This window comes from Agrobacterium sp. RC10-4-1, from assembly GCF_014138475.1.
Classification (GTDB): Bacteria; Pseudomonadota; Alphaproteobacteria; order Rhizobiales; family Rhizobiaceae; genus Agrobacterium; species Agrobacterium pusense.
The window spans coordinates 471,181-489,945 of record NZ_JACJIT010000005.1 but is presented as its reverse complement, the minus strand read 5'-3'; the positions used below and the strand labels follow the sequence as shown (position 1 = coordinate 489,945).

Sequence of the window (18,765 nt, the reverse complement as noted above, 5' to 3'; positions counted from 1 at the left end):
ATGGCATTTGATGCATCATTTTTCGCTCTCGTCGGTCTCGTTCTCTTCTTCGTCCTGATCGCTTACCTCAAGGTTCCGGGCATGCTCTCCAAGTCTCTGGACGAGCGCGCGCAGAACATTCAGGACGAACTGGCCGAAGCCAAGCGCCTGCGTGAAGAGGCCCAGCACCTGCTGGCCGAATATCAGCGCAAGCGCAAGGAAGCCGAAGCCGAAGCCGCCGGCATCGTTGCCGCCGCTGAACGCGAAGCCGCCGCATTGACGGAAGAGGCCAAGCAGAAGACGGAAGAATTCGTCGCCCGCCGCACGGCCCTTTCGGAACAGAAGATCAAGCAGGCCGAAGAAGACGCCATCGGCGCCGTCCGCGCCGCCGCCGTCGACATCGCCATTGCCGCTTCCGAGAAGCTGCTGGCCGAAAAGACGACGGCCGCCGCAAAGGCCAAGCTTTTCACCGCCACGATCGGCGAAGTGAAGTCGAAACTGAACTGAGATTTATCTCGGTATTGTTCAAAACCCCTCCGGCCCCGCCGCGAGGGGTTTTTTGTTTGAGGTGATAAAGCTGGCTAGGATTGGGTGCCGCCTGCACTACGAAAATGCGGCATTCGCTAACAGGCATTTCTCTTAGGGTGGCGGTAACTGGCTGCAATGTTTTTGATGCAGATTGCTCATCGCTTTGCTCCAATACTTGGCATGGTTTGGACGCACCGAAAGCATCGGAAGGCCCTTAGCAAACACTGCCCGCAAAGGGTTGACTATGACAGAGGCAACTATCATAAGCCGGACAGTTAAGGGGAGAGTTCTCGTTGAACCAGATAGCCATCTTCAGCGGTAGTGCGCATCCCGAACTTGCGAAGGAAATTTGTTCCCACCTCGGCGTGCCGTTGCATCCGGTGCGCACTAAGCGCTTCTCCAACGATTGCCTTGAGGTCCAGCTGCAGGCAAACTGCCGGGAGCAAGATGTCTTTATCGTCCAACCGCTCAGTGCGCCTGTGCAGGAAAACCTGATCGAGCTGCTCTTGATGCTCGATGCGGCGCGTGGTGCGTCGGCCTCACGCATCACCGCAGTCATTCCGCACTTTTCCTATGCTCGCTCCGACAAGAAAGATGCGCCGAGGATCTCCATCGGCGGTCGGCTGGTCGCAGATCTCCTAGTTACGGCAGGTGCCAGCCGCGTGCTCACCATGACGCTGCATTCCCCCCAGGTCCACGGCTTTTTCAGCGTGCCTGTTGATCAGCTCCACGCCTTGGGCGAGCTCGCCAATTATTTCTTCCGTTATGATCTCAGCCGGGCCGTCGTCGTTTCCCCCGACCTTGGCAATGCCAAGAACGCGGCCGCCTTTGCAAAGCGGCTGAATGTGCCTGTCGCGGCCGGCGCCAAAGAACGGGTGAGCGATACCCAAGTGCGCATCTCGGCGCTGATCGGCGATATCCGAAATCGCGACGTCATTGTGCTCGATGACGAGATCGCCAGCGGTGGCTCCATTCTTGAGCTGCTCCAACATCTGCGGGCCCACGGCGCACGCACCATCCGGATCGCCACCACGCACGGAATTCTCGCTGGCTCTGCAGTTGCCCGGCTTGCCGCGGAACCGGACGTGCTTGAGATCGTGTGCACCAACACGGTGCCCATCGCTGCCGAAAAGCGCCTTCCCAAGCTTACCGTGTTGTCTGTCGCACCGGCTCTCGCCGAAGCAATGCGCCGGATTAATTCGGGGGATTCCGTTAGCGCGCTTCTGGCCGAGGACATTGCTCCGGCCCAAGTGATCACCGCGTCTCAAAGCAAATGAAGTGAGCATTTCTTTGGACTGCCGGACTAGAGATGTCCTCAGGTGGCGCCGCCGTCAAGTCCGCGCTGCGGCTAGAACTTCACCATTTGTCATCAATCCCGCTTCAGTGGCCGAAAGCTCATCCTGTGCAGCGCGCAGGGCCCGTGGCTTTCGATGGCGCGCAGGTGGGCCGGTGTGCCGTAGCCTGCGTGGCCTTCAAAGCCATAGGATGAATGCACCACACCCGCACGTTCCATCATCCGGTCGCGGGTCACCTTGGCGACGATTGAGGCGGCGGCGATGGAGAGGGAGCGGGAATCGCCCTTGATGACGGCCTTGGCTTCGCAGGTGATGCCTGGCGGCCTGTCGCGGCCGTCGGCCAGTACGAGGGCGGGGGAAATTTCGAGTCCGAGGACTGCGCGGCGCATGGCGTCCAGGCTGGCGCGCAGGATATTCATCGTGTCGATCAGGCCCGGGCCGGAGGAGGCGACCGATACGATCGAGGTTTCCATGATCTGGACGAACAGGCTCTCGCGCTTTTGCTTCGTCAGTTTCTTGGAATCATCCATTCCGTCAGGAATATTGTCCGGATCGAGAATGACGGCGGCCGCAACCACAGGGCCGGCGAGCGGGCCACGCCCTGCCTCGTCCGTGCCGGCGACCGGCCAGAGGCCCTTCTTTCGCGCTTCCAGCTCGAACGAGAAATCCGGGCCAGTATCGGCAAGATCAAAAAGGGCAGGAGAATCGGGTGTGGCCGTGCGTTTCATGCGGCGAAACTGGCACACACACCCGATCTCCTGCAAGCCCCCGGAAGCGGGCGATGACAGGCACGATGAGCCGGGGTCAAGGGGCGTGGCTCACCGTGCCCAAGGTCGTCATGACCTTTTATCCTCCAGCAGGGCGGCGGAGGAAAAACGATCGCACGCGAGGCGGCGGTTCCAGGGGCGATGTCCGGCGGGCCAGGGAAAACCAGCCGGGCATTTCGTCGAGAGCAACACGATGAGACGATTGCTCCTGTCATTTTGAATTCCGTTTATTAAAAGCTCACAGCACCTCGTATTGTCGGCGCGTCATCCCCCCGTGCTCGATGTCCTCTCGGGCTTGACCCGAGATCCTGTCGCGCTCGGTTCACGTTCCAGGGTCGAGCCCGAGGGTAGCGTCTGGTTCATCACGGGCATTCGTTACCTTCAGTCACTTTCACCATGCGGCTCTCAAAGCAGAGACAATTGCACCCCGGCACCGCCCGGAGGCACGAACAGGTCGTCACGCAGGTTGATGCCGCGGCGGATGAGACCAAGTCTTTTGGTCGCCATCTCGAATCGCCTGCCGATCTGCCAGGCATAAGGGCCATCACCCTTCATGCGCTTGCCGAACTCCGCGTCATAATCCTTGCCGTCGCGCATGGAGCGCACCAGCGACATGACATGACGGTAACGGTCCGGATAGTTGCGCAGCAGCCAGTCGCGGAACAGCGGGCTTACCTCCAGCGGCAGCCGCAAAAGCACATAGGAAGCCTCGGTCGCGCCAGCAGCCTTGCCGGCCTCAAGAATGCGCTCGATTTCATGATCGTTAAGCGCCGGGATGACGGGTGCCATCATCACCGCCACCGGAATTCCGGCATCCGTCAGCGCCTTGACGGCCTCCAGCCGCTTCTCCGGCGTGGCGGCGCGCGGCTCCATCGTGCGCGAAAGCTTGCGATCCAGCGACGTGACGGAAATGCCGACCTTGACGAGCCCCTTTTTTGCCATTGGCGCGAGAATATCAATATCCCGCTTGATCAGCGCCGATTTGGTGACGATGGCGACGGGATGATCAGCCTTGGCCAGCACTTCCAGTATCTGCCGCATGATGCGCCATTCGCGCTCAATCGGCTGGTAAGGGTCGGTATTGGTGCCGATGGCGATTACCCGCGCCTTGTAGCCGGGTTTCGCCAGTTCCCGTTCCAGAAGTTTGGCCGCATCAGGCTTGGCAAACAGCTTGGCCTCGAAATCAAGTCCGGCCGAAAGGCCCATGTAGCTGTGAGTGGGTCTGGCAAAACAGTAAATGCAGCCATGTTCGCAGCCCCTGTATGGATTGATGGAACGATCGAAGGGGATATCGGACGATTCATTGCGGGTGATGATGCTGCGTGGCTTTTCCACCTGCACCTCGGTGCGGAATTCCGGCATCTCTTCCAGCGTCTGCCAGCCATCGTCGAAGACCTCACGCTGCAAGGCTTCGAAACGTCCATCTGGATTGAGCCCCGCACCACGGCCGCGGCGACGGTCAATCTCGATGCGCAGGCCGGATGCATCGGCCAGCGCATTGGCAATGTCAGGCATATGGCTCGGCTGGAAGGCAGCCTGCCCCGAAAGCGAATGATTTCTCATCTGGATGCTCCCAAGACGTCGCACGCCTTTCGAGGCACGCTGAACGCCCTAAACCGTTTCCATCCGGAGAGGCCTCATCGCCCCTCGAATGATTAAATTCCTACATCACGAATGAGAACAATACAAGAACAAAATTGTAAATTTGGCTGCTTTTGTACTGCCGGGGCCAGCGCCAGGACGGGCACGCCGGCACCTGAGATCGCGGAGAGCGACATCAACCCCCGCGGATTTTACCGCGACGAGCATGGTGGCAATTTATTGTGCGATGCGTTAGAGCTATGCACATGTTGACAGTCATAATGGAATGCCGGGATCAGGAGCCGGAACTGGCGCATACGCTGTCTGCGCTTGTCACCGGTGCCGTGGAAGGGCTTGTAAGCGATGTTGTGATTCTGGATCACGGTTCGCGCGATGGATCGTCGCGTGTGGCCGATGCGGCCGGCTGCCGTTTTTATGGGCAATGGGAACTGGAGGATATCGTCAAGTCCGCGCGTGGCGGCTGGTTGCTGCTGATCGAGCCGGGCGCACGCCCGCAGGCAGGCTGGATCGATGAAATCCTGGAATATGTCGCGATCTGCGAACAGCCAGCGCGCTTTTCCCCATCACGTTATCACCGGCGGAATGTTTTCAGCCGTGTCCTGCGCCGCACCCCGCCGCTGGAGCATGGTTATCTCCTGCCGAAGAAGCACGCGATGTCGATTGCGAAATCGGGCATGAGCCTGACGCAATTTGTCGGCGCGCAGAAGCCGCGCCGGCTGAATGCGGAAATGGTGCCCGCCTGGGCATTGCGGGCTTCGGCCTGAGGCGGGAAGGGTTATTCCGCGAGCACCTTGCCGGGGTTCATGATTCCGGCGGGATCGAATGCGTGCTTGATGCGCCGCATCAGCTCCATTTCGATGCCGGGCCGGATGGCGGCCAGTTCGTCGCGCTTTAACTGGCCAATGCCGTGTTCGGCGGAAATCGAACCGCCCAGCGACAGCACGATGCCGTGCACGATTTCGTTCATGTCCCGCCAGCGGGCGAGGAATTGCGCCTTGTCCGCCCCCACCGGCTGGGAAATATTGTAATGGATGTTGCCGTCGCCCAGATGGCCGAAGGCGCAGACACGGGCGCCCGGGATAGCAGCAAGAACCGCCTTTTCCGCCGTCGCCATGAACTCCGGTATTCTGGAAACCGGGACGGAGACATCGTGCTTGATGGAGCCGCCCTCCGGCTTCTGCGCATCCGACATGCTCTCACGCATGTGCCACAGTGCCTGACGCTGGGCTTCGGAGGCGGCGATCACGGCATCCTCGACCAGCCCGGCCTCAAAACCACGCTCCAGCAGCAATTGCATCATCGTATCCGCCGTCTCGGCCGAATCGGAGGTGGAGATGTCGATGAGTGCGTACCAGTCATGGGGCTGTTCCAGGGGATCGCGCACGCCGGGAATATGTCTGGCGGTAAACTCCACGCCAATCCGTGGCATAAGCTCGAAGCCGGTCAGCGCCGTGCCGCAGAGGTTTGACGCCATCTCGAACAGCTTCAGCGCATCTTCGGTTGAGGTCAGCCCGGCGAAGGCCACCTGATGGCCGAGTGGCTTCGGGAAGAGCTTCAGCACCGCGCCGGTGATGATGCCGAGCGTACCTTCGGAGCCGATGAAGAGATCACGCAGATCGTAACCGGTATTGTCCTTTTTCAGCCGGCGCAGCCCGTTCCAGATCTCGCCTGTCGGCAACACCACTTCGAGCCCGAGGCAGAGCTGGCGCATATTGCCATAAGCAAGCACTGCGGTACCGCCGGCATTGGTGGCGAGATTGCCGCCGATACGGCAGGACCCCTGAGAGCCGAGGGACAGCGGAAACATGCGTTCAACCGAATCGGCGGCTTTATGGATGTCATCGAGAATGCAGCCGGCATCGGCAACGATGACATTGGCGACGGGATCGATGTCGCGAATGCGGTTCATGCGCTCCAGCGAAAGAATGATGTCAGTTCCCCCGGCGCGCGGCGTTTGCCCGCCGACAAGGCCCGTATTGCCCGTCTGCGGCACGATTGGGGTACCCGTCTCGCTGGCGAACTGCAGGATGGCCGATACTTCCTCGACCGATCCGGGTTTGAGGAGCAACGGCGAAGCGCCACGATAAAGCCCGCGATTTTCCACCAGCCGCGGCGCCATCTCTGTCGCATCGCGCACCGCATTCCTGTCTCCGACAATGGCGGCAAATCGGTCGAGGATGTCGGAGGAGGGGACGGTTGTCATCGGGCGTCTCTCTGTCATTTGAAACGGTGGGCGAATGGTCGGCGGGCCTCAGCTCCGCGGTGCGGCGGCGCGGGAAAGGCGGTCATTGATCGCCTCTCCAAGACCGTGAGTGGGAATGCTGGTGATGGCGATGCTGTCTGCGCCGCTTGCATCGGCGGCCTTGAGGTAATCGAACAGGTTGGCGGCGGCCTCGGAAAGATCGCCGGAGGGGCTGAGATCGAAAACGGCGCGGGCGGTCTCTTCACCCGCAACCGGGATACCTTCGAACCGGATCAACGCTTCGCCAGGCGAAACCGATGTGGCGTTGAGGCGCACGGCGGCGCCGGGGGCATAATGCGAAGCGAGCATGCCTGGCGCCTCGATGGCCGCCGACGCTTTTTCAGAACGTTCAAGCCGCTTGCCCGCAACACGCTCTATTTCGGCCGTGACGACGCCGCCAGGACGAAGCAGACGCACCCTTCCATCTTCCTCCACCTTGACGATGGTGGATTCGACGCCGACCGAAGCCGCCCCGCCGTCGAGAATGAGGTTGATTTTCTGACCGAGATCGGCCTCCACATGGGCGGCGCTTGTCGGGCTGATCTTGCCGGAACTATTGGCGCTGGGGGCTGCGAGCGGTTTGCCGAACCGGCGGATAAGATCGCCGGCAAAACCTTGCGGTACGCGAATGCCGACCGTATCGAGCCCGGCCGTCGCCAGCGCATGAATATCGCTTGCCGGCTTCAGCGGCAGCACCAGTGTCAGCGGGCCGGGCCAGAAGGCCTGTGCAAGATCAAGCGACATGGGATCGAAAATGGCGTAACGTTCCGCCATGGCGATATCTGCCATGTGGCAGATCAACGGGTTGAATTGCGGCCGGCCTTTGGTCTCGTAGATACGGGCAATGGCTGCAGGGTTGGTGGCATCGGCGGCAAGGCCGTAAACGGTTTCCGTCGGCAGGGCGATCGGCTGGCCGGCGGCAAGCTCCGTGACGGCTGCTTGAAGGGCGGTTTCCCGCTCGTTTTCAATATGGATATGACGCGCCATGATGCTGCCTTTCAGGGCGGTCAATAGCGTATTTCCGGGCAGAATGGAAAGCGCTAATGCACATTGTCCGAAACTGGTCGTCGGTTTCGGGACAACGACATGCCTAAGAAAGAAAGATGAAGTCCCTGGGGGCTTTGTCGCTGCTATATCGCCTTGATGATCCTGCGCATCTCCTCCGAGCGCGCGCCGAGCATGAGGACGTTTTTCAGCGCCACGCGCGGATCGTGGGTCTGGAACAGCAGGCCGCCGCGATGGACGGATGTATCGACGGCGATTTCCTGATCGGGAAGGGCGTTGATGGCGACAGCGAAATACATCCGCGAATAACGCGCATCGATATTTTCGAAGAAGTTTTCGGCCCCGCTCAGTTCCGCGAAGAAATTCGCGAAATAGAAGGACCATAGCACATGACGCTCTGCATCGAAGCTGGTCGTCGCCGCCGTGACGTGGCAATAACCCAGATGCGGCCGGTCATTCAGCAGATGGTGAAAAACCATTTTCGGAAAACGGATGGACTGGTGAAAGCCGTTCAGGCGGCTGTGGGTGGCATCGGCGGCAGCTTCCAGCTTTCGCCCGGTCAGCGCAGCCACTTCGTCATGGCTGTAGTAGACGCGTTCTTTCGGCAGCCACCGCTCTTCGTAACGGCTGATGCGCCCTGTCCGCAAAAAATCGGAATGCGCGGTCTTCGAGCGTATCGGTGTGACCGAATGCCTGCTCGCATCGAAATAGCGTATGCGTGTCGCCTTCTCCACCGGGAACACCCTCGTTGCTGTCGATCCGGTAAGATAATTTAGGGTGCGTTAATACTCCGTTGCGCTGCAGCCCCTGTTTTTTGATGGGTGGGCAGTGGCTGCGCCATCATGCGTCATATTGCGACGTCGTTGCAGGCGGTAAATAGTTGCCGGATTTTGCAGTGGAATGGCCTGAAGACGCCGTTTGGACATGTCGCAATTTGTCGCCAATGCGGAAGCCGATGTCGCTGTCTGTGCTGCCGCAAATGACCGCCGATGATTAGATGAGGACATGCTTCCGCAGCCCCCGCAATTGGTGTCGGGCAGGGCGGTTTGATCGAGGATTTGGCCATGGAATTGCGTGATACCGTATTGCGCCAGCTGAAAAACCGCCGCGAAGGTTTTAGCCTGGAACAGCCCTTCTACACGGACCCGGATTACTTCAAGCTGGATATGGAAACCATCTGGTATCGCGACTGGCTGTTTGTCGGCCATGATTGTGAGGTACAGAAGTCCGGCAGCTATTTCACCGTGCAGATCGGCGCCTATTCGGTTGTCATCGTTCGTGGCCGCGACGGGCAAATCCGCGCGTTCCACAATTCCTGCCGCCATCGCGGCTCCCGCGTCTGCACCACGCAGAAGGGCCAGTCGGCGCGTCTGGTCTGTCCCTATCACCAGTGGACCTACGATCTTGACGGCAAGCTGCTTTTTGCCCGCCACATGGGCGAGGAGTTCGACAAGGGCGATTTCGGCCTGAAGCCTGTCGCCTGCGAAACCGTCGCTGGCTACGTCTTCATCTGCCTCGCCGATCAGCCGGCGGATTTTGAGCCCATGCGCGCCGAAGTGGAGAGCTACATGGCGCCGCACCGCATATGGGAAGCCAAGGTCGCGCATGAGAGCACCATCATCGAAAAGGGTAACTGGAAGCTCGTCTGGGAAAACAACCGCGAGTGCTACCATTGCGCCGCCAACCATCCGGAACTCTGCCGTACCTATCCCGAAAACCCGAGCGTGACGGGAACGGATGGCGGGGCAAGCGACCCCGAGATCGGCGGCCACTGGGCACGCTGCGAAGCAGCCGGCCTGCCCAGCCGTTTCAAGATTGACCCGAAGGGCCAGTTCCGCGTGGCGCGCATGCCGCTGATCGGCGAAGCGGAAAGCTACACAATGTCGGGAAAACGCGCCGTGCGCCGGCCGCTGTCGGACGATGTCAGCATCAGCCATATTGGCGCGCTGCTCCTGTTCCATTACCCGACGACCTGGAACCACTTCCTCGGCGACCACACCATCTCCTTCCGCGTGCTGCCGCTCAGCGCCAACGAGACGATGGTTACCACCAAATGGCTGGTGCACAAGGATGCGGTGGAGGGCGTGGATTACGATCTTGAGGATCTCACCCATGTCTGGAACGAAACCAACGATCAGGACCGCCGCATCGTCGAGGAAAATGCCTTCGGCATCCGCTCGCCCGCTTATGAGCCCGGCCCTTACTCCATGGAGGACGAGGGCGGCGTGATGCAGTTCGTCAACTGGTACGCCGATTTCATGATCGACCGGCTGTCCGGCGACAAGGCCCGGCTTTCGGCTGTAGCGTGAAGATGAACATGGTCGTGACATATAAGCATATTGACGAGATGAAGCCGTGGAGCGACAAGCTCCAGCTGCTGGAATGTATTTCGGTAACCCCCGAAACACAGGATGTGATGACGTTCCTGTTCCGCTCCGAGGATCAGAACTGGTTCCGTTATCTGCCGGGCCAGTTCGTCACGCTGGAACTGCCGGTGGGCAAGGAGCCGCTTTACCGCACCTACACATTGTCATCCAGCCCGTCGCGGCCCTATTCACTGTCGGTCACGGTCAAGGCGCAGGCCAACAGTATCGGCACGCGCTGGATGTTCGACAATCTGAAGCCCGGCATGAAGATCCGGGCGCTTGGTCCGCTCGGCGATTTTTCCTACGTCAAGCATCCCGGGGACAAGTATCTCTTCATCTCCGCGGGCTCCGGCGTCACGCCGATGATGTCGATGGTGCGCGACATGAGCGACCGCGCCCCGCAAAGCGACATTGCCTTCATCAATTGCTCGCGTACACCCGGCGATATTGTCTTCCGTCACGAGCTGGAATATCTCGCCCGCTTCATGCCGAACCTGTCGCTCGGCTTCATTGTCGAGAAATGTGGACGCACCGATCTGTGGTCCGGCCTGAAGGGCATGGTCGACAAGGCCAAGATCGCGCTGCTCGCCCATGACTTCATGGAGCGTACCGTCTTCTGCTGCGGGCCGGAGCCGTTCATGGCCGCCGTCCGCTCCATGCTTGAAGCCTCCGGCTTCGACATGGGCCGTTACCATCAGGAAAGCTTCTCGCCTGCTGCTCCCGTCGCCGTCGGCGAGAGTGTTCTCACCGATGATGGCGAAGCGTTGTCGATGGTGGGTTTTACCCTTTCCGGGAAAGAAATGCCCTGCCAGCCCGGGCAGACCGTTCTGATGACGGCGCGTGCAGCCGGTGTGCGGATCGGCGCAGCCTGCGAATCCGGCATCTGCGGGACTTGCCGGGTCTTGAAACTTTCCGGCGAGGTGGAGATGAACCACAATGGTGGCATTCTCGATGAGGAAATCGAGGAGGGCTATATTCTCGCCTGCTGCTCGCGGCCTTTGACCGATGTCAAGGTGGAGGCATGATGCCGGCAGGCGTTTGAGGCTTTCCTTCCATTACCATTGTCTGGAACCAAATTTCCGTAAATTCGTTTGCACGTCATCCAATTCTTCTCGGGCATGAAGCGGGGCTGACCCTAATCTCCGAAAAGAGTGAGTGGGTGAAAAGCGTGGGTCAACGCGCTGAAGCAAACGGAGGAAGATCATGATAAATTTCCGGACAACGAGTGTCGCCACGGCCCTCGTCGTGTTCCTGACCAGCTTTACGCCGTCGCAGGCGTTCCAGGTTCCTGTGCCGATCCAGAAGCCGGCGGTTTCCACCGACAATGTCGTGCAGGTGCAATATCGCGAATGGGACCGTCGACATGATCGCCGTCACGGCGACCGCATGTATCGCCCGCGCCCGCCGCGTGACGGCTATTATAATGGCCACCGTGGTTACCGCGACCGCCGTCCGGGTTACCGTTATCATAACGGCTACTGGTTCCCGCTTGCCGCTTTCGCCACCGGCGCCATCATCGGCGGCGCGATTCAGCAACCCCGTCCGGCCTATGGCGGTAGCCATGTATCCTGGTGTCAGAATCGCTGGCGCTCGTATCGTGCCTACGACAACACCTACCAGCCCAACAGCGGTCCGCGTCGCATTTGCGTATCGCCTTACAGCCGCTAATTGCACAAGCAGAAGCCCGGTTTCTACCGGGCTTTTGTCTGGCCCTGAAACGCCGTGGTTTTGATAAACGAAGCGTGATCGGACCGTTAATCGTAGGTTCAGCCACACGTCCCTAGGCTGTAGAAGTATACGACACCGCCCGGACAAAGGCGGAATAGAACAACAGAAATTCACGTCTTACGGCCTGTCGACCGTCGTGAATGGAGGAAGTCAGATGAAAAGCTATGTGAAGAATATCCTGGCTGTCGGTCTTTCTGCAATCGTGGTTGCAGGAGCGATTGTTCCGGCCGAAGCCGCCATGCCCCTGCCTGTAGCGCCGAAGAGCGTTGAGACCTCGGGCAACGATGCCAGCAAGAATATCGTGAACGTGCAATATTGGCGTGACCGTGACGGCTGGGGCGATCGTCGCGGCTGGTATCGCGGTCACCGCGGTTACCGCGATTATCGTCCGGGTTACCGCCACCATGACGGTTACTGGTTCCCGCTCGCAGCATTTGCAACGGGCGCAATCATCGGCGGCGCTCTTTCGCAGCCGCGCGAAGTCTACCGTCCGGTGCCGGAATATCGCCCGCGCCCGGTCTATCGTGAGTATCGTCCGGTCCGCCGTGGCGGCATGAGCCAGGCGCATGTGAACTGGTGCTATGGCCGCTATCGCTCCTACGACGCCTATAGCAACACGTTCCAGCCGTATAACGGTCCGCGTCAGACCTGCTATTCGCCCTACGGCTGATAGGTTGGCCAAGACCGAGATTGACAGAGCCGTCCGGTTTCGACCGGACGGCTTTTTGCTGTCAGAGGATACGCGCGCGTTTCAACACGAACCAGGCGAGCACGACCGAGATGACGATGAAGATGCTGGCCGCCATGGTGCCACCGGTCCCGACCGTAAACGGCAGCTCATCCGTGTTCATGCCAAAAAAGCCGGTTACCAGCGACGGTGGCAGCAGGAACGCCGTCATCAGCGACAGGATATAGAGATGCCGGTTGGTTTCAGACGAGAGTTTTGAATCGATTTCTTCGTGAAGCAGCCTTGCGCGCTCCTGCAGGGCATAGACGTCATGATCGACAGCCTCGAGGCGCCCCATCAGCCGTGAGGCGACATCCTCGAAACCGTCAGGCATCTCGTCGTCATCCGCGGCCGAAGCCCGCCGCATCAGGGTGAGGACGGTGCGCAAATGCCGGTGCAGGCGCACCACCGTGCGGCGCAGCGGTGCGAGGCGTCGCCTTTCGTCGCGGGTCTCGCTGTCATAGACCAGATCCTCGATGGCGTTCAGTTCTTCCGTCGTCTCCATCACCAGATTGATCAACGAGCGCTGGAATTCGGCGACAAGGCCTTCGAAGACGTGGGACGGTGTGAGATAGCGGTTGGAGTTCTTGTCGACCGCCGCCTTTAGCCGGTCTACCGAATGCAGCGGCTGAAGGCGGGTGGTGATTATAAAACGGTCGCTCACCGCAAAATGCAGCCAGCCGAAATCGCGCGTTTCCTTGTCGAATTCCCGTTGGAAATCGACCAGGGTGCCGTAGAGCGATTTTTCGTCGACAACAATGGATGGATGCGTTTCGTGGGTGGTGAGGCTTGCCCGTGCTGCCGGATCGAGACCCTCAACCGTCTCCAGAAAACCCGCCACGCGCTGATCGGCGAGATTGAGATGCAGCCAGAAGAACCCGTCGCGTCCCGCCATCTCGTCAAAGCCGGCATCGGGCGCCAGCCTGCGGCATGGGGCCTTCCCGGGTTGAAATTGATAGGCCCAAACGAGGCCGGGAATGGTGGGCGTTATGAGGTCCATCGTGGCAGTCCTGACCGGCGGGATGGGAGGAGAGGGGTGCCCGTCGCACCGGGAGGAGGCGAAAGGAGCGCGTCAGGGCACCGTCAACATGCTGAGCAAATTCATATGACAGTTTTATAACAAGCCCGTCGAAATACCGGGAATTTTCAAATTGACGTTTACGTAAAAATCATTTAGCCCGAAGGCAGTAGCAGGATACAAGAGCTTCGGGAGGAGGCAGCATGTATAGCGCGCCGGTGGATGATATCGCCTTTACACTCAAACATGTAGCGGGTCTCGGAGACGCGCTTTCCAGGGGTGTGCTGGGAGATCTGAGTGAAGATCTCGTCGATGCCATTCTGGAGGAAGCCGGACGTTTCGCCACCGGAGAGGTCGCGCCGCTCGCCGAAATCGGGGACCGTCAGGGCGCAAAACTTGCCGATGGCAAGGTGACGACGCCCGATGGCTGGGCCGATCTTTACCGTCGCTGGGCGGCGGCGGGCTGGAACAGCCTGACTGCCCCGGAAGAATTCGGCGGCCAGAACCTGCCGCATATGCTGAATGTTGCAGCGCTCGAAATGTGGAATTCCGGCTCCATGGCCTTCGCGCTGGCACCGACGCTGACAATGGGCGCGGTGGAAGCCATCGTTGCCCACGGCAGCAACGATCTCAAGCGAAGCTACCTGCCGAAACTCGTCTCCGGCGAATGGACCGGCACGATGAACCTGACCGAGCCGCATGCGGGTTCCGATCTTGGTGTCCTGAAGACCCGGGCGGAGCGCAATGGTGACGGCACCTACCGCATCTTCGGCCAGAAGATTTTCATCACCTGGGGTGAACACGACGCGGCTGATAATATCATCCACCTCGTTCTCGCCCGTCTTCCGGATGCGCCGGCGGGAACGCGTGGCATTTCGCTGTTCCTCGTGCCAAAATTCCTGCCCGATGAAAACGGCGCGCCGGGCAGCCGCAACGATCTTTTCTGCCACTCTCTCGAACACAAGCTCGGTATTCACGGTTCGCCCACCTGCACCATGATCTTCGGTGACGGCAAATTTGGTGACGAAAAGGGTGCGCTCGGCTGGCTGGTCGGCGAGGAGAACAAGGGCCTCGCCTGCATGTTCACCATGATGAACAACGCCCGCCTTGCCGTTGGCATGCAGGGCGTGGCGATCTGTGAGGCGGCGACCCAGAAGGCGATCGAATACGCGAGGGAACGCACGCAGGGCAAGGCGCCCGGCTGGCAGGGTCCTGGCATGAGCCCGATCATCGAACATCCTGATATCGTGAGAACCCTTCTGACAATGAAGGCGCTGACGCAAGGATCACGGGCGATTTCCTTCAGCTGCGCGCACGCCATCGACATGGCGCATGCGACTGAGGACGCCCGGCAGCGCGCTCACTGGCAGGAGCGCGCTGCCCTTCTGACACCGATCGCCAAGTCCTTTTCCACCGATGCCGGTGTCGATGTCGCATCCATGGGCATTCAGGTGCATGGCGGCATGGGCTTCATCGAGGAAACCGGCGCGGCGCGTTATCTGCGTGATGCCCGCATCGCGCCGATCTACGAGGGCACCAACGGCATTCAGGCCATCGATCTGGTCCTGCGCAAGTTGCCGCTCTCCGAGGGCGCGCAGGTCCGCGGTTTCATCGCCGAACTGCGTGAGATCGCCGCCCGCACGGCTGCATCGAACCGTGACGATCTCGGAGAGACCGCCCGTTATCTCGATGCCAGCCTCACCGATCTGGAAACGGCAACCGACTGGCTGCTCTCCCGCATCAAGGCGGGCGAAACCGAGATGGCACTTGCGGGCGCCACGCCCTATCAGCGTCTCTTCGGTCTGGCCTTGACGGGCGCTTATCTCGCCAAGGGCGCATTGGTCTCCGTCGATGATGGCAGGGGCGGGCATCGTGCCGCGCTTTGCCGTTTCGCGGCGGAAAACCTGCTGGCGGAAACGGCGGCGCTGAAGGACCGCATTGTGTCAGGCGCGGCAAGCCTTGCCGCCGCCCGTACTGTTTTGGCTTGAGGAGCTTCAGATGTCGGACGACCATATTCTTGTCGCGCGTGTCGGCCATGCGCCTGACGTTCTGACCATCCGCTTCAACCGACCGGAAAAGAAAAACGCCATCACCGACGCCATGTATCTGCGCATGGCCGAGGCGTTGCACGCCGCCAATACGGATCCGGACATCCGCGTCGTTGCCTTTCTCGGCACGGAAGGCTGCTTTTCCGCCGGCAACGACATGGCTGATTTTCTCGCCTTCGCCATGTCAGGTGGAAAGGGCAAGCTCGCCGCCCTCGAACTTCTGAAAGCGCTGGTCGCCTTCGAAAAACCGCTGGTATCCGGTGTCGATGGGCTCGCCATCGGCATCGGCACCACGCTGAACCTGCATTGCGACCTGACGGTCGCTTCCAGCCGCAGCCTGTTCAAGACGCCCTTCGTGGATCTCGCATTGGTGCCGGAAGCGGCCTCCAGCCTGCTCGTGCCAAGGCTCATCGGCCACCAGCGCGCCTTTGCGCTGCTCGCGATGGGTGAGGGTTTTTCCGCCGAGCAGGCATTGCAGGCCGGGCTGATCTGGAAAGTCGTTGCCCCGGAACATGTCGAAACCGAGACGCTGGCGCTTGCCACCCGCCTCGCCGCCAAACCGCAGCAGGCGCTGAAGATCGCTCGCGATCTGGTCCGCGGCAACCCGGCCGATATTCTCACACGCATTGAAGAGGAAGGTCGTCATTTCATCGCGCAGCTGCAAAGTGCCGAAGCGCGCGCCGCCTTCGAGGCATTCATGCGTCGTTAAGTGTGCGGGCAGGAATTCCTTGCGGTTAAGCAACCGGGCAATATGGCTTGGGTTAGATAACGCACCGTCATTGTCCGAAGGCCACCCACATGCGTCACTTCGTTTTCGCCCTGACTGTCTTCCTATCCGCCGCGACGATTGCTGAAGCGGCGGCGATAACACGCGCTCCAGCTGCTTCCACCAACGATGTCATTCTGGCGCAGTCCACGGACGACGATAGTCCGAACTTCTATTCCGGCAATAACCGCGACCGCCAGCGCCGCGCGCGTTTCGTCTGCGTCATCACCCCCCCGGACAGCGCCAACCGCCGTCGGCCCTATATCTGCCCGCTGGAGCGCGGCCGTGTCGGCGGTGCCTGCCGCTGCTCGGGCGTGGTGGGCAACGGCACGGTCGATACGGCCTGGTAAGACTCCCAGGCTTCATCTTCACTCTCATTCCTGTGACAAGCACAGGAATGAGGGCTGTTGGGATTGCGGGCATATGAATCGTTGCGTTGCCTCAGCGTCGCTGAGCGGCTCTCCGCCCGGATTGCTTATTTCTCCAGCGTCGCCACCGCTTCCACATGCGGCGACCACAGGAACTGGTCAACCGGCGTGACGCGGGTGATGCGATAGCCGCCCTCGGTCAGGATGGCGAGATCGCGCGCCAGTGTCAGCGGGTTGCAGCTCACGGCCACGATCTTCTTTACCGTGCTGCGTGCCAGTTCCTTGCACTGGAATTCCGCGCCCGCGCGTGGCGGATCGAAGACGACGGCGTCGTAATTCTTTAGCTCGCTTGTCATCAGGGGGCGGCGGAAGAGATCGCGCTTCTCGACGCTGACCGGCTTCAGGCCCTGCGTGTTGCGGGCGGCGAAATCCAGCGCCTTCAGCGGCTTGTCTTCCGCCTCCACCGCATGCACCTTGCCAACGCGCGCAAGCCGCAGCGCAAATGTGCCGGAGCCGCAGAAGAGATCGGCAATGCGTTTGGACTTGCCGACATGGGCAAGCACGAGCTCCGCCATGGCGTCCTCCGCCTGCTTCGTCGCCTGCGTGAAGCTGCCGGCCGGCGGCGATACCGCCACCCCGCCAAACTCGATGATCGGCTTCTGGGGTTCGATCAGTATCTCACCCGACAGTGAAACACGCGCAATGCCGCGCATGGCAAGAACCGTTTCCGTGAGCGTGCGGCGCTGCTTGTCGCTGACCGACTTGATGCCGTCGACGGAAATATCGAGGCCGGAAAGGGTCTCCAGCACCGTCATCCGGAAGGGTTCCGCATTCGCCACCATTGAAAGTCCGATGGCGCGGATGGCATCCAGTCGCGAGACGATGCCGGGCGAGGTGACGGGACATTCCTCAATGGCGACGATGTGGTGGCTGTTCGCCTGGCTGAAGCCGAGCAGCAGGCCCTTTTCCGTCTTGCGGGCGGCGAACACCGCACGGCGGCGCTCGCCAGGGTGACAGATGACGAGATTATCCACATCGGGCGTCAAGCCCTTCGATTTCAGTGCCGAGACCACCAGTTCCCGCTTGTATGCATGGTAAGGCTCGTCGGCGAGATGTTGCAGCGAACAGCCGCCGCAGGTGCCATTCTTGCCCTCCGGGCCGAAATGGCGGCAGGCGGGTGTACGGCGCTCGGGTGAGGCTTCCGTAATCGACATCACGGTGCCGTGATCCTTCACCTTGGCGATGGCGACCGTCTCGCCGGGCAACGCGAAGGGCACATAGACCGGGCCGTCGGGACAGTGCGCAATGCCATCGCCCTGGGCGCCGAGGCTCTTGATGGTGACGGTTTGTGTGCTCATGGCTTTTGGCCTCCGAGAAGAAATTCGACATTGCCGTCACCGCCGGAAATCGGCGAGGGAATGAGGCCGAGACTTTTCCAGCCCATCTCCTCCGTCAGCCAGCGCTCCAGTTCCGCCGCCACTGCGGGCGCGGTTTCGGGTTCCTTCAGAAGCCCGGCCTTGCTGATGGCGTCACGCCCTGCCTCGAATTGCGGTTTCACCAACAGGACAGCACGAGCACCCGGCTCAGCAAGATCAAGCGCCGGGGCGAGCGCGAGCTTCAGCGAAATGAAGGACACGTCCGAGACAATGAAGCCGATGGGCTGGTCATCGATATCGTCCGCCGTCAGGAAGCGGGCATTCAGCCCCTCCAGATTGGTGACACGCGGATCGTTCGCGATCCTTGCATGCATCTGCCCGTGGCCGACATCGATGGCGATGACGTGGCTGGCGCCCCGTTCCAGCAGCACCTCGGTAAAACCGCCTGTGGAAGCGCCGACGTCAAGACAGTGATGGCCGGAAGGATCGAGCCCGAAATGATCGAGTGCGGCCACGAGTTTCAGAGCTGCGCGGGAAACATAGGCCTGCGCTGGATCGCTGATGGCGATCTCGGCATTGCCGGCGACGGTCTGGCTCGGTTTGGTGACGGTCTTGCCGTTGACGCTCACGGTGCCGCGCGCAATCGCGTCGCGCGCACGCGAGCGACTGGCGAAGTGGCCGAGCGACACGAGAAGCTGGTCAAGCCGTTCATTTTCAGGTGTTTTGGACATGATCCCGTGTCAATGACTGCCAAACTCCGCCGATGCAAGCGATTTATCGCGATGCGGAGCCGACAGCGCCTGAGCCACGGCCTTATGAGGCTTTTGCGCCGCAAAATCAGCATATCAGATTAATCCAATATAAAGGCTTGTATTGCAGGGTGTGCCAAGGCCCGTGCGGCCGGTCGGAACCCGCCATGATGGCATCTTCTCCCATTTCTGAAATTGCGG

Annotated in this window: 18 protein-coding genes; 10 read left to right on the top strand and 8 right to left on the bottom strand. The window is 60.6% G+C overall.

From position 1 onward, the window contains the following. The gene (locus FHW77_RS16905; protein ID WP_004440269.1) at positions 1-486 is read left to right on the top strand and encodes a F0F1 ATP synthase subunit B; all 486 of its coding nucleotides are present in this window, start codon (positions 1-3) and stop codon (positions 484-486) included. A 314-nt stretch (positions 487-800) separates the two neighbouring features. Beyond that, positions 801-1,784, top strand: coding sequence for a ribose-phosphate diphosphokinase (locus FHW77_RS16900; RefSeq protein ID WP_004440272.1), 984 nt, complete (start codon positions 801-803; stop codon positions 1,782-1,784). 92 nt (positions 1,785-1,876) lie between these two features. Here the strand turns inward: FHW77_RS16900 and rnhB are convergent, their stop codons facing one another. Both rnhB and FHW77_RS16890 read right to left on the bottom strand, forming a co-directional pair. Further along, entirely contained in the window at positions 1,877-2,530 is a 654-nt protein-coding gene (gene rnhB, locus FHW77_RS16895; protein ID WP_072494030.1) for a ribonuclease HII, read from the bottom strand. 444 nt (positions 2,531-2,974) lie between these two features. Further along, positions 2,975-4,132: a PA0069 family radical SAM protein gene (locus tag FHW77_RS16890; RefSeq protein ID WP_004440278.1), complete on the bottom strand. Its 1,158-nt coding sequence runs from the start codon at positions 4,130-4,132 to the stop codon at positions 2,975-2,977. A 284-nt stretch (positions 4,133-4,416) separates the two neighbouring features. On the opposite strand from FHW77_RS16890, the gene FHW77_RS16885 reads away from it, so the two are divergent. Next, positions 4,417-4,935 (top strand): hypothetical protein, encoded by a 519-nt coding sequence (locus FHW77_RS16885; RefSeq protein WP_004440279.1) that lies wholly within the window; start codon positions 4,417-4,419, stop codon positions 4,933-4,935. Between the two features lie 11 nt (positions 4,936-4,946). On the opposite strand, the gene FHW77_RS16880 is transcribed toward FHW77_RS16885, so the two are convergent. The 3 genes from FHW77_RS16880 to FHW77_RS16870 all read right to left on the bottom strand — a co-directional run bounded on the left by FHW77_RS16880 (position 4,947) and on the right by FHW77_RS16870 (position 8,152). Beyond that, complete coding sequence (locus tag FHW77_RS16880) at positions 4,947-6,374, bottom strand: FAD-binding oxidoreductase (RefSeq protein ID WP_004440282.1); 1,428 nt, start codon at positions 6,372-6,374, stop codon at positions 4,947-4,949. A gap of 48 nt (positions 6,375-6,422) precedes the next feature. Continuing rightward, the gene (locus tag FHW77_RS16875; RefSeq protein WP_004440284.1) at positions 6,423-7,400 is read right to left on the bottom strand and encodes an L-threonylcarbamoyladenylate synthase; all 978 of its coding nucleotides are present in this window, start codon (positions 7,398-7,400) and stop codon (positions 6,423-6,425) included. A gap of 143 nt (positions 7,401-7,543) precedes the next feature. Further along, the gene (locus FHW77_RS16870; RefSeq protein ID WP_004440288.1) at positions 7,544-8,152 is read right to left on the bottom strand and encodes a DUF6656 family protein; all 609 of its coding nucleotides are present in this window, start codon (positions 8,150-8,152) and stop codon (positions 7,544-7,546) included. 330 nt (positions 8,153-8,482) lie between these two features. On the opposite strand from FHW77_RS16870, the gene FHW77_RS16865 reads away from it, so the two are divergent. The 4 genes from FHW77_RS16865 (at position 8,483) to FHW77_RS16850 (ending at position 12,182) form a co-directional block, all read left to right on the top strand. After that, positions 8,483-9,727: an aromatic ring-hydroxylating oxygenase subunit alpha gene (locus FHW77_RS16865; RefSeq protein WP_004440290.1), complete on the top strand. Its 1,245-nt coding sequence runs from the start codon at positions 8,483-8,485 to the stop codon at positions 9,725-9,727. A gap of 8 nt (positions 9,728-9,735) precedes the next feature. Further along, a complete protein-coding gene (locus FHW77_RS16860; protein WP_004440293.1) occupies positions 9,736-10,809 on the top strand; it encodes an FAD-binding oxidoreductase in 1,074 nt (357 codons plus the stop codon). A 178-nt stretch (positions 10,810-10,987) separates the two neighbouring features. After that, a complete protein-coding gene (locus FHW77_RS16855; RefSeq protein WP_004440296.1) occupies positions 10,988-11,452 on the top strand; it encodes a BA14K family protein in 465 nt (154 codons plus the stop codon). A gap of 214 nt (positions 11,453-11,666) precedes the next feature. Then, positions 11,667-12,182: a BA14K family protein gene (locus FHW77_RS16850; RefSeq protein WP_004440298.1), complete on the top strand. Its 516-nt coding sequence runs from the start codon at positions 11,667-11,669 to the stop codon at positions 12,180-12,182. 61 nt (positions 12,183-12,243) lie between these two features. Here the strand turns inward: FHW77_RS16850 and FHW77_RS16845 are convergent, their stop codons facing one another. After that, positions 12,244-13,239: a transporter gene (locus FHW77_RS16845; protein ID WP_004440300.1), complete on the bottom strand. Its 996-nt coding sequence runs from the start codon at positions 13,237-13,239 to the stop codon at positions 12,244-12,246. Positions 13,240-13,460: 221 nt separating this feature from the next. Between FHW77_RS16845 and FHW77_RS16840 the strand changes: the two genes are divergently transcribed. From FHW77_RS16840 to FHW77_RS16830, 3 genes are all read left to right on the top strand, one after another. After that, positions 13,461-15,245: an acyl-CoA dehydrogenase family protein gene (locus FHW77_RS16840; RefSeq protein ID WP_004440303.1), complete on the top strand. Its 1,785-nt coding sequence runs from the start codon at positions 13,461-13,463 to the stop codon at positions 15,243-15,245. 10 nt (positions 15,246-15,255) lie between these two features. Then, on the top strand, positions 15,256-16,014 hold the full coding sequence (locus FHW77_RS16835; protein WP_004440305.1) for a crotonase/enoyl-CoA hydratase family protein: 759 nt from the start codon (positions 15,256-15,258) through the stop codon (positions 16,012-16,014). A gap of 89 nt (positions 16,015-16,103) precedes the next feature. Then, entirely contained in the window at positions 16,104-16,421 is a 318-nt protein-coding gene (locus FHW77_RS16830) for a hypothetical protein (RefSeq protein ID WP_003503086.1), read from the top strand. Positions 16,422-16,546: 125 nt separating this feature from the next. On the opposite strand, the gene FHW77_RS16825 is transcribed toward FHW77_RS16830, so the two are convergent. Beyond that, positions 16,547-17,797, bottom strand: a complete 1,251-nt coding sequence (locus tag FHW77_RS16825) for a class I SAM-dependent RNA methyltransferase (protein WP_004440307.1) — start codon at positions 17,795-17,797, stop codon at positions 16,547-16,549. Further along, positions 17,794-18,546 carry a TlyA family RNA methyltransferase gene (locus FHW77_RS16820; protein ID WP_004440308.1) on the bottom strand — a complete coding sequence of 251 codons (753 nt, stop codon included), beginning with the start codon at positions 18,544-18,546 and terminating at the stop codon, positions 17,794-17,796. The genes FHW77_RS16825 and FHW77_RS16820 overlap by 4 nt, the downstream gene beginning before the upstream one ends. Positions 18,547-18,765: the final 219 nt, after the last annotated feature.

What these genes read in the sequence shown, in the direction of transcription:
- FHW77_RS16890 (WP_004440278.1), bottom strand. Translation starts at nt 4,132, where the DNA reads ATGAGAAATCATTCGCTTTCGGGGCAGGCTGCCTTCCAGCCGAGCCAT.
- rnhB (WP_072494030.1), bottom strand. Translation starts at nt 2,530, where the DNA reads ATGAAACGCACGGCCACACCCGATTCTCCTGCCCTTTTTGATCTTGCC.
- FHW77_RS16865 (WP_004440290.1), top strand. Translation starts at nt 8,483, where the DNA reads ATGGAATTGCGTGATACCGTATTGCGCCAGCTGAAAAACCGCCGCGAA.
- FHW77_RS16855 (WP_004440296.1), top strand. Translation starts at nt 10,988, where the DNA reads ATGATAAATTTCCGGACAACGAGTGTCGCCACGGCCCTCGTCGTGTTC.
- FHW77_RS16840 (WP_004440303.1), top strand. Translation starts at nt 13,461, where the DNA reads ATGTATAGCGCGCCGGTGGATGATATCGCCTTTACACTCAAACATGTA.
- FHW77_RS16880 (WP_004440282.1), bottom strand. Translation starts at nt 6,374, where the DNA reads ATGACAACCGTCCCCTCCTCCGACATCCTCGACCGATTTGCCGCCATT.
- FHW77_RS16820 (WP_004440308.1), bottom strand. Translation starts at nt 18,546, where the DNA reads ATGTCCAAAACACCTGAAAATGAACGGCTTGACCAGCTTCTCGTGTCG.
- FHW77_RS16830 (WP_003503086.1), top strand. Translation starts at nt 16,104, where the DNA reads ATGCGTCACTTCGTTTTCGCCCTGACTGTCTTCCTATCCGCCGCGACG.
- FHW77_RS16860 (WP_004440293.1), top strand. Translation starts at nt 9,736, where the DNA reads ATGGTCGTGACATATAAGCATATTGACGAGATGAAGCCGTGGAGCGAC.
- FHW77_RS16845 (WP_004440300.1), bottom strand. Translation starts at nt 13,239, where the DNA reads ATGGACCTCATAACGCCCACCATTCCCGGCCTCGTTTGGGCCTATCAA.
- FHW77_RS16905 (WP_004440269.1), top strand. Translation starts at nt 1, where the DNA reads ATGGCATTTGATGCATCATTTTTCGCTCTCGTCGGTCTCGTTCTCTTC.
- FHW77_RS16850 (WP_004440298.1), top strand. Translation starts at nt 11,667, where the DNA reads ATGAAAAGCTATGTGAAGAATATCCTGGCTGTCGGTCTTTCTGCAATC.
- FHW77_RS16835 (WP_004440305.1), top strand. Translation starts at nt 15,256, where the DNA reads ATGTCGGACGACCATATTCTTGTCGCGCGTGTCGGCCATGCGCCTGAC.
- FHW77_RS16875 (WP_004440284.1), bottom strand. Translation starts at nt 7,400, where the DNA reads ATGGCGCGTCATATCCATATTGAAAACGAGCGGGAAACCGCCCTTCAA.
- FHW77_RS16885 (WP_004440279.1), top strand. Translation starts at nt 4,417, where the DNA reads ATGTTGACAGTCATAATGGAATGCCGGGATCAGGAGCCGGAACTGGCG.
- FHW77_RS16825 (WP_004440307.1), bottom strand. Translation starts at nt 17,797, where the DNA reads ATGAGCACACAAACCGTCACCATCAAGAGCCTCGGCGCCCAGGGCGAT.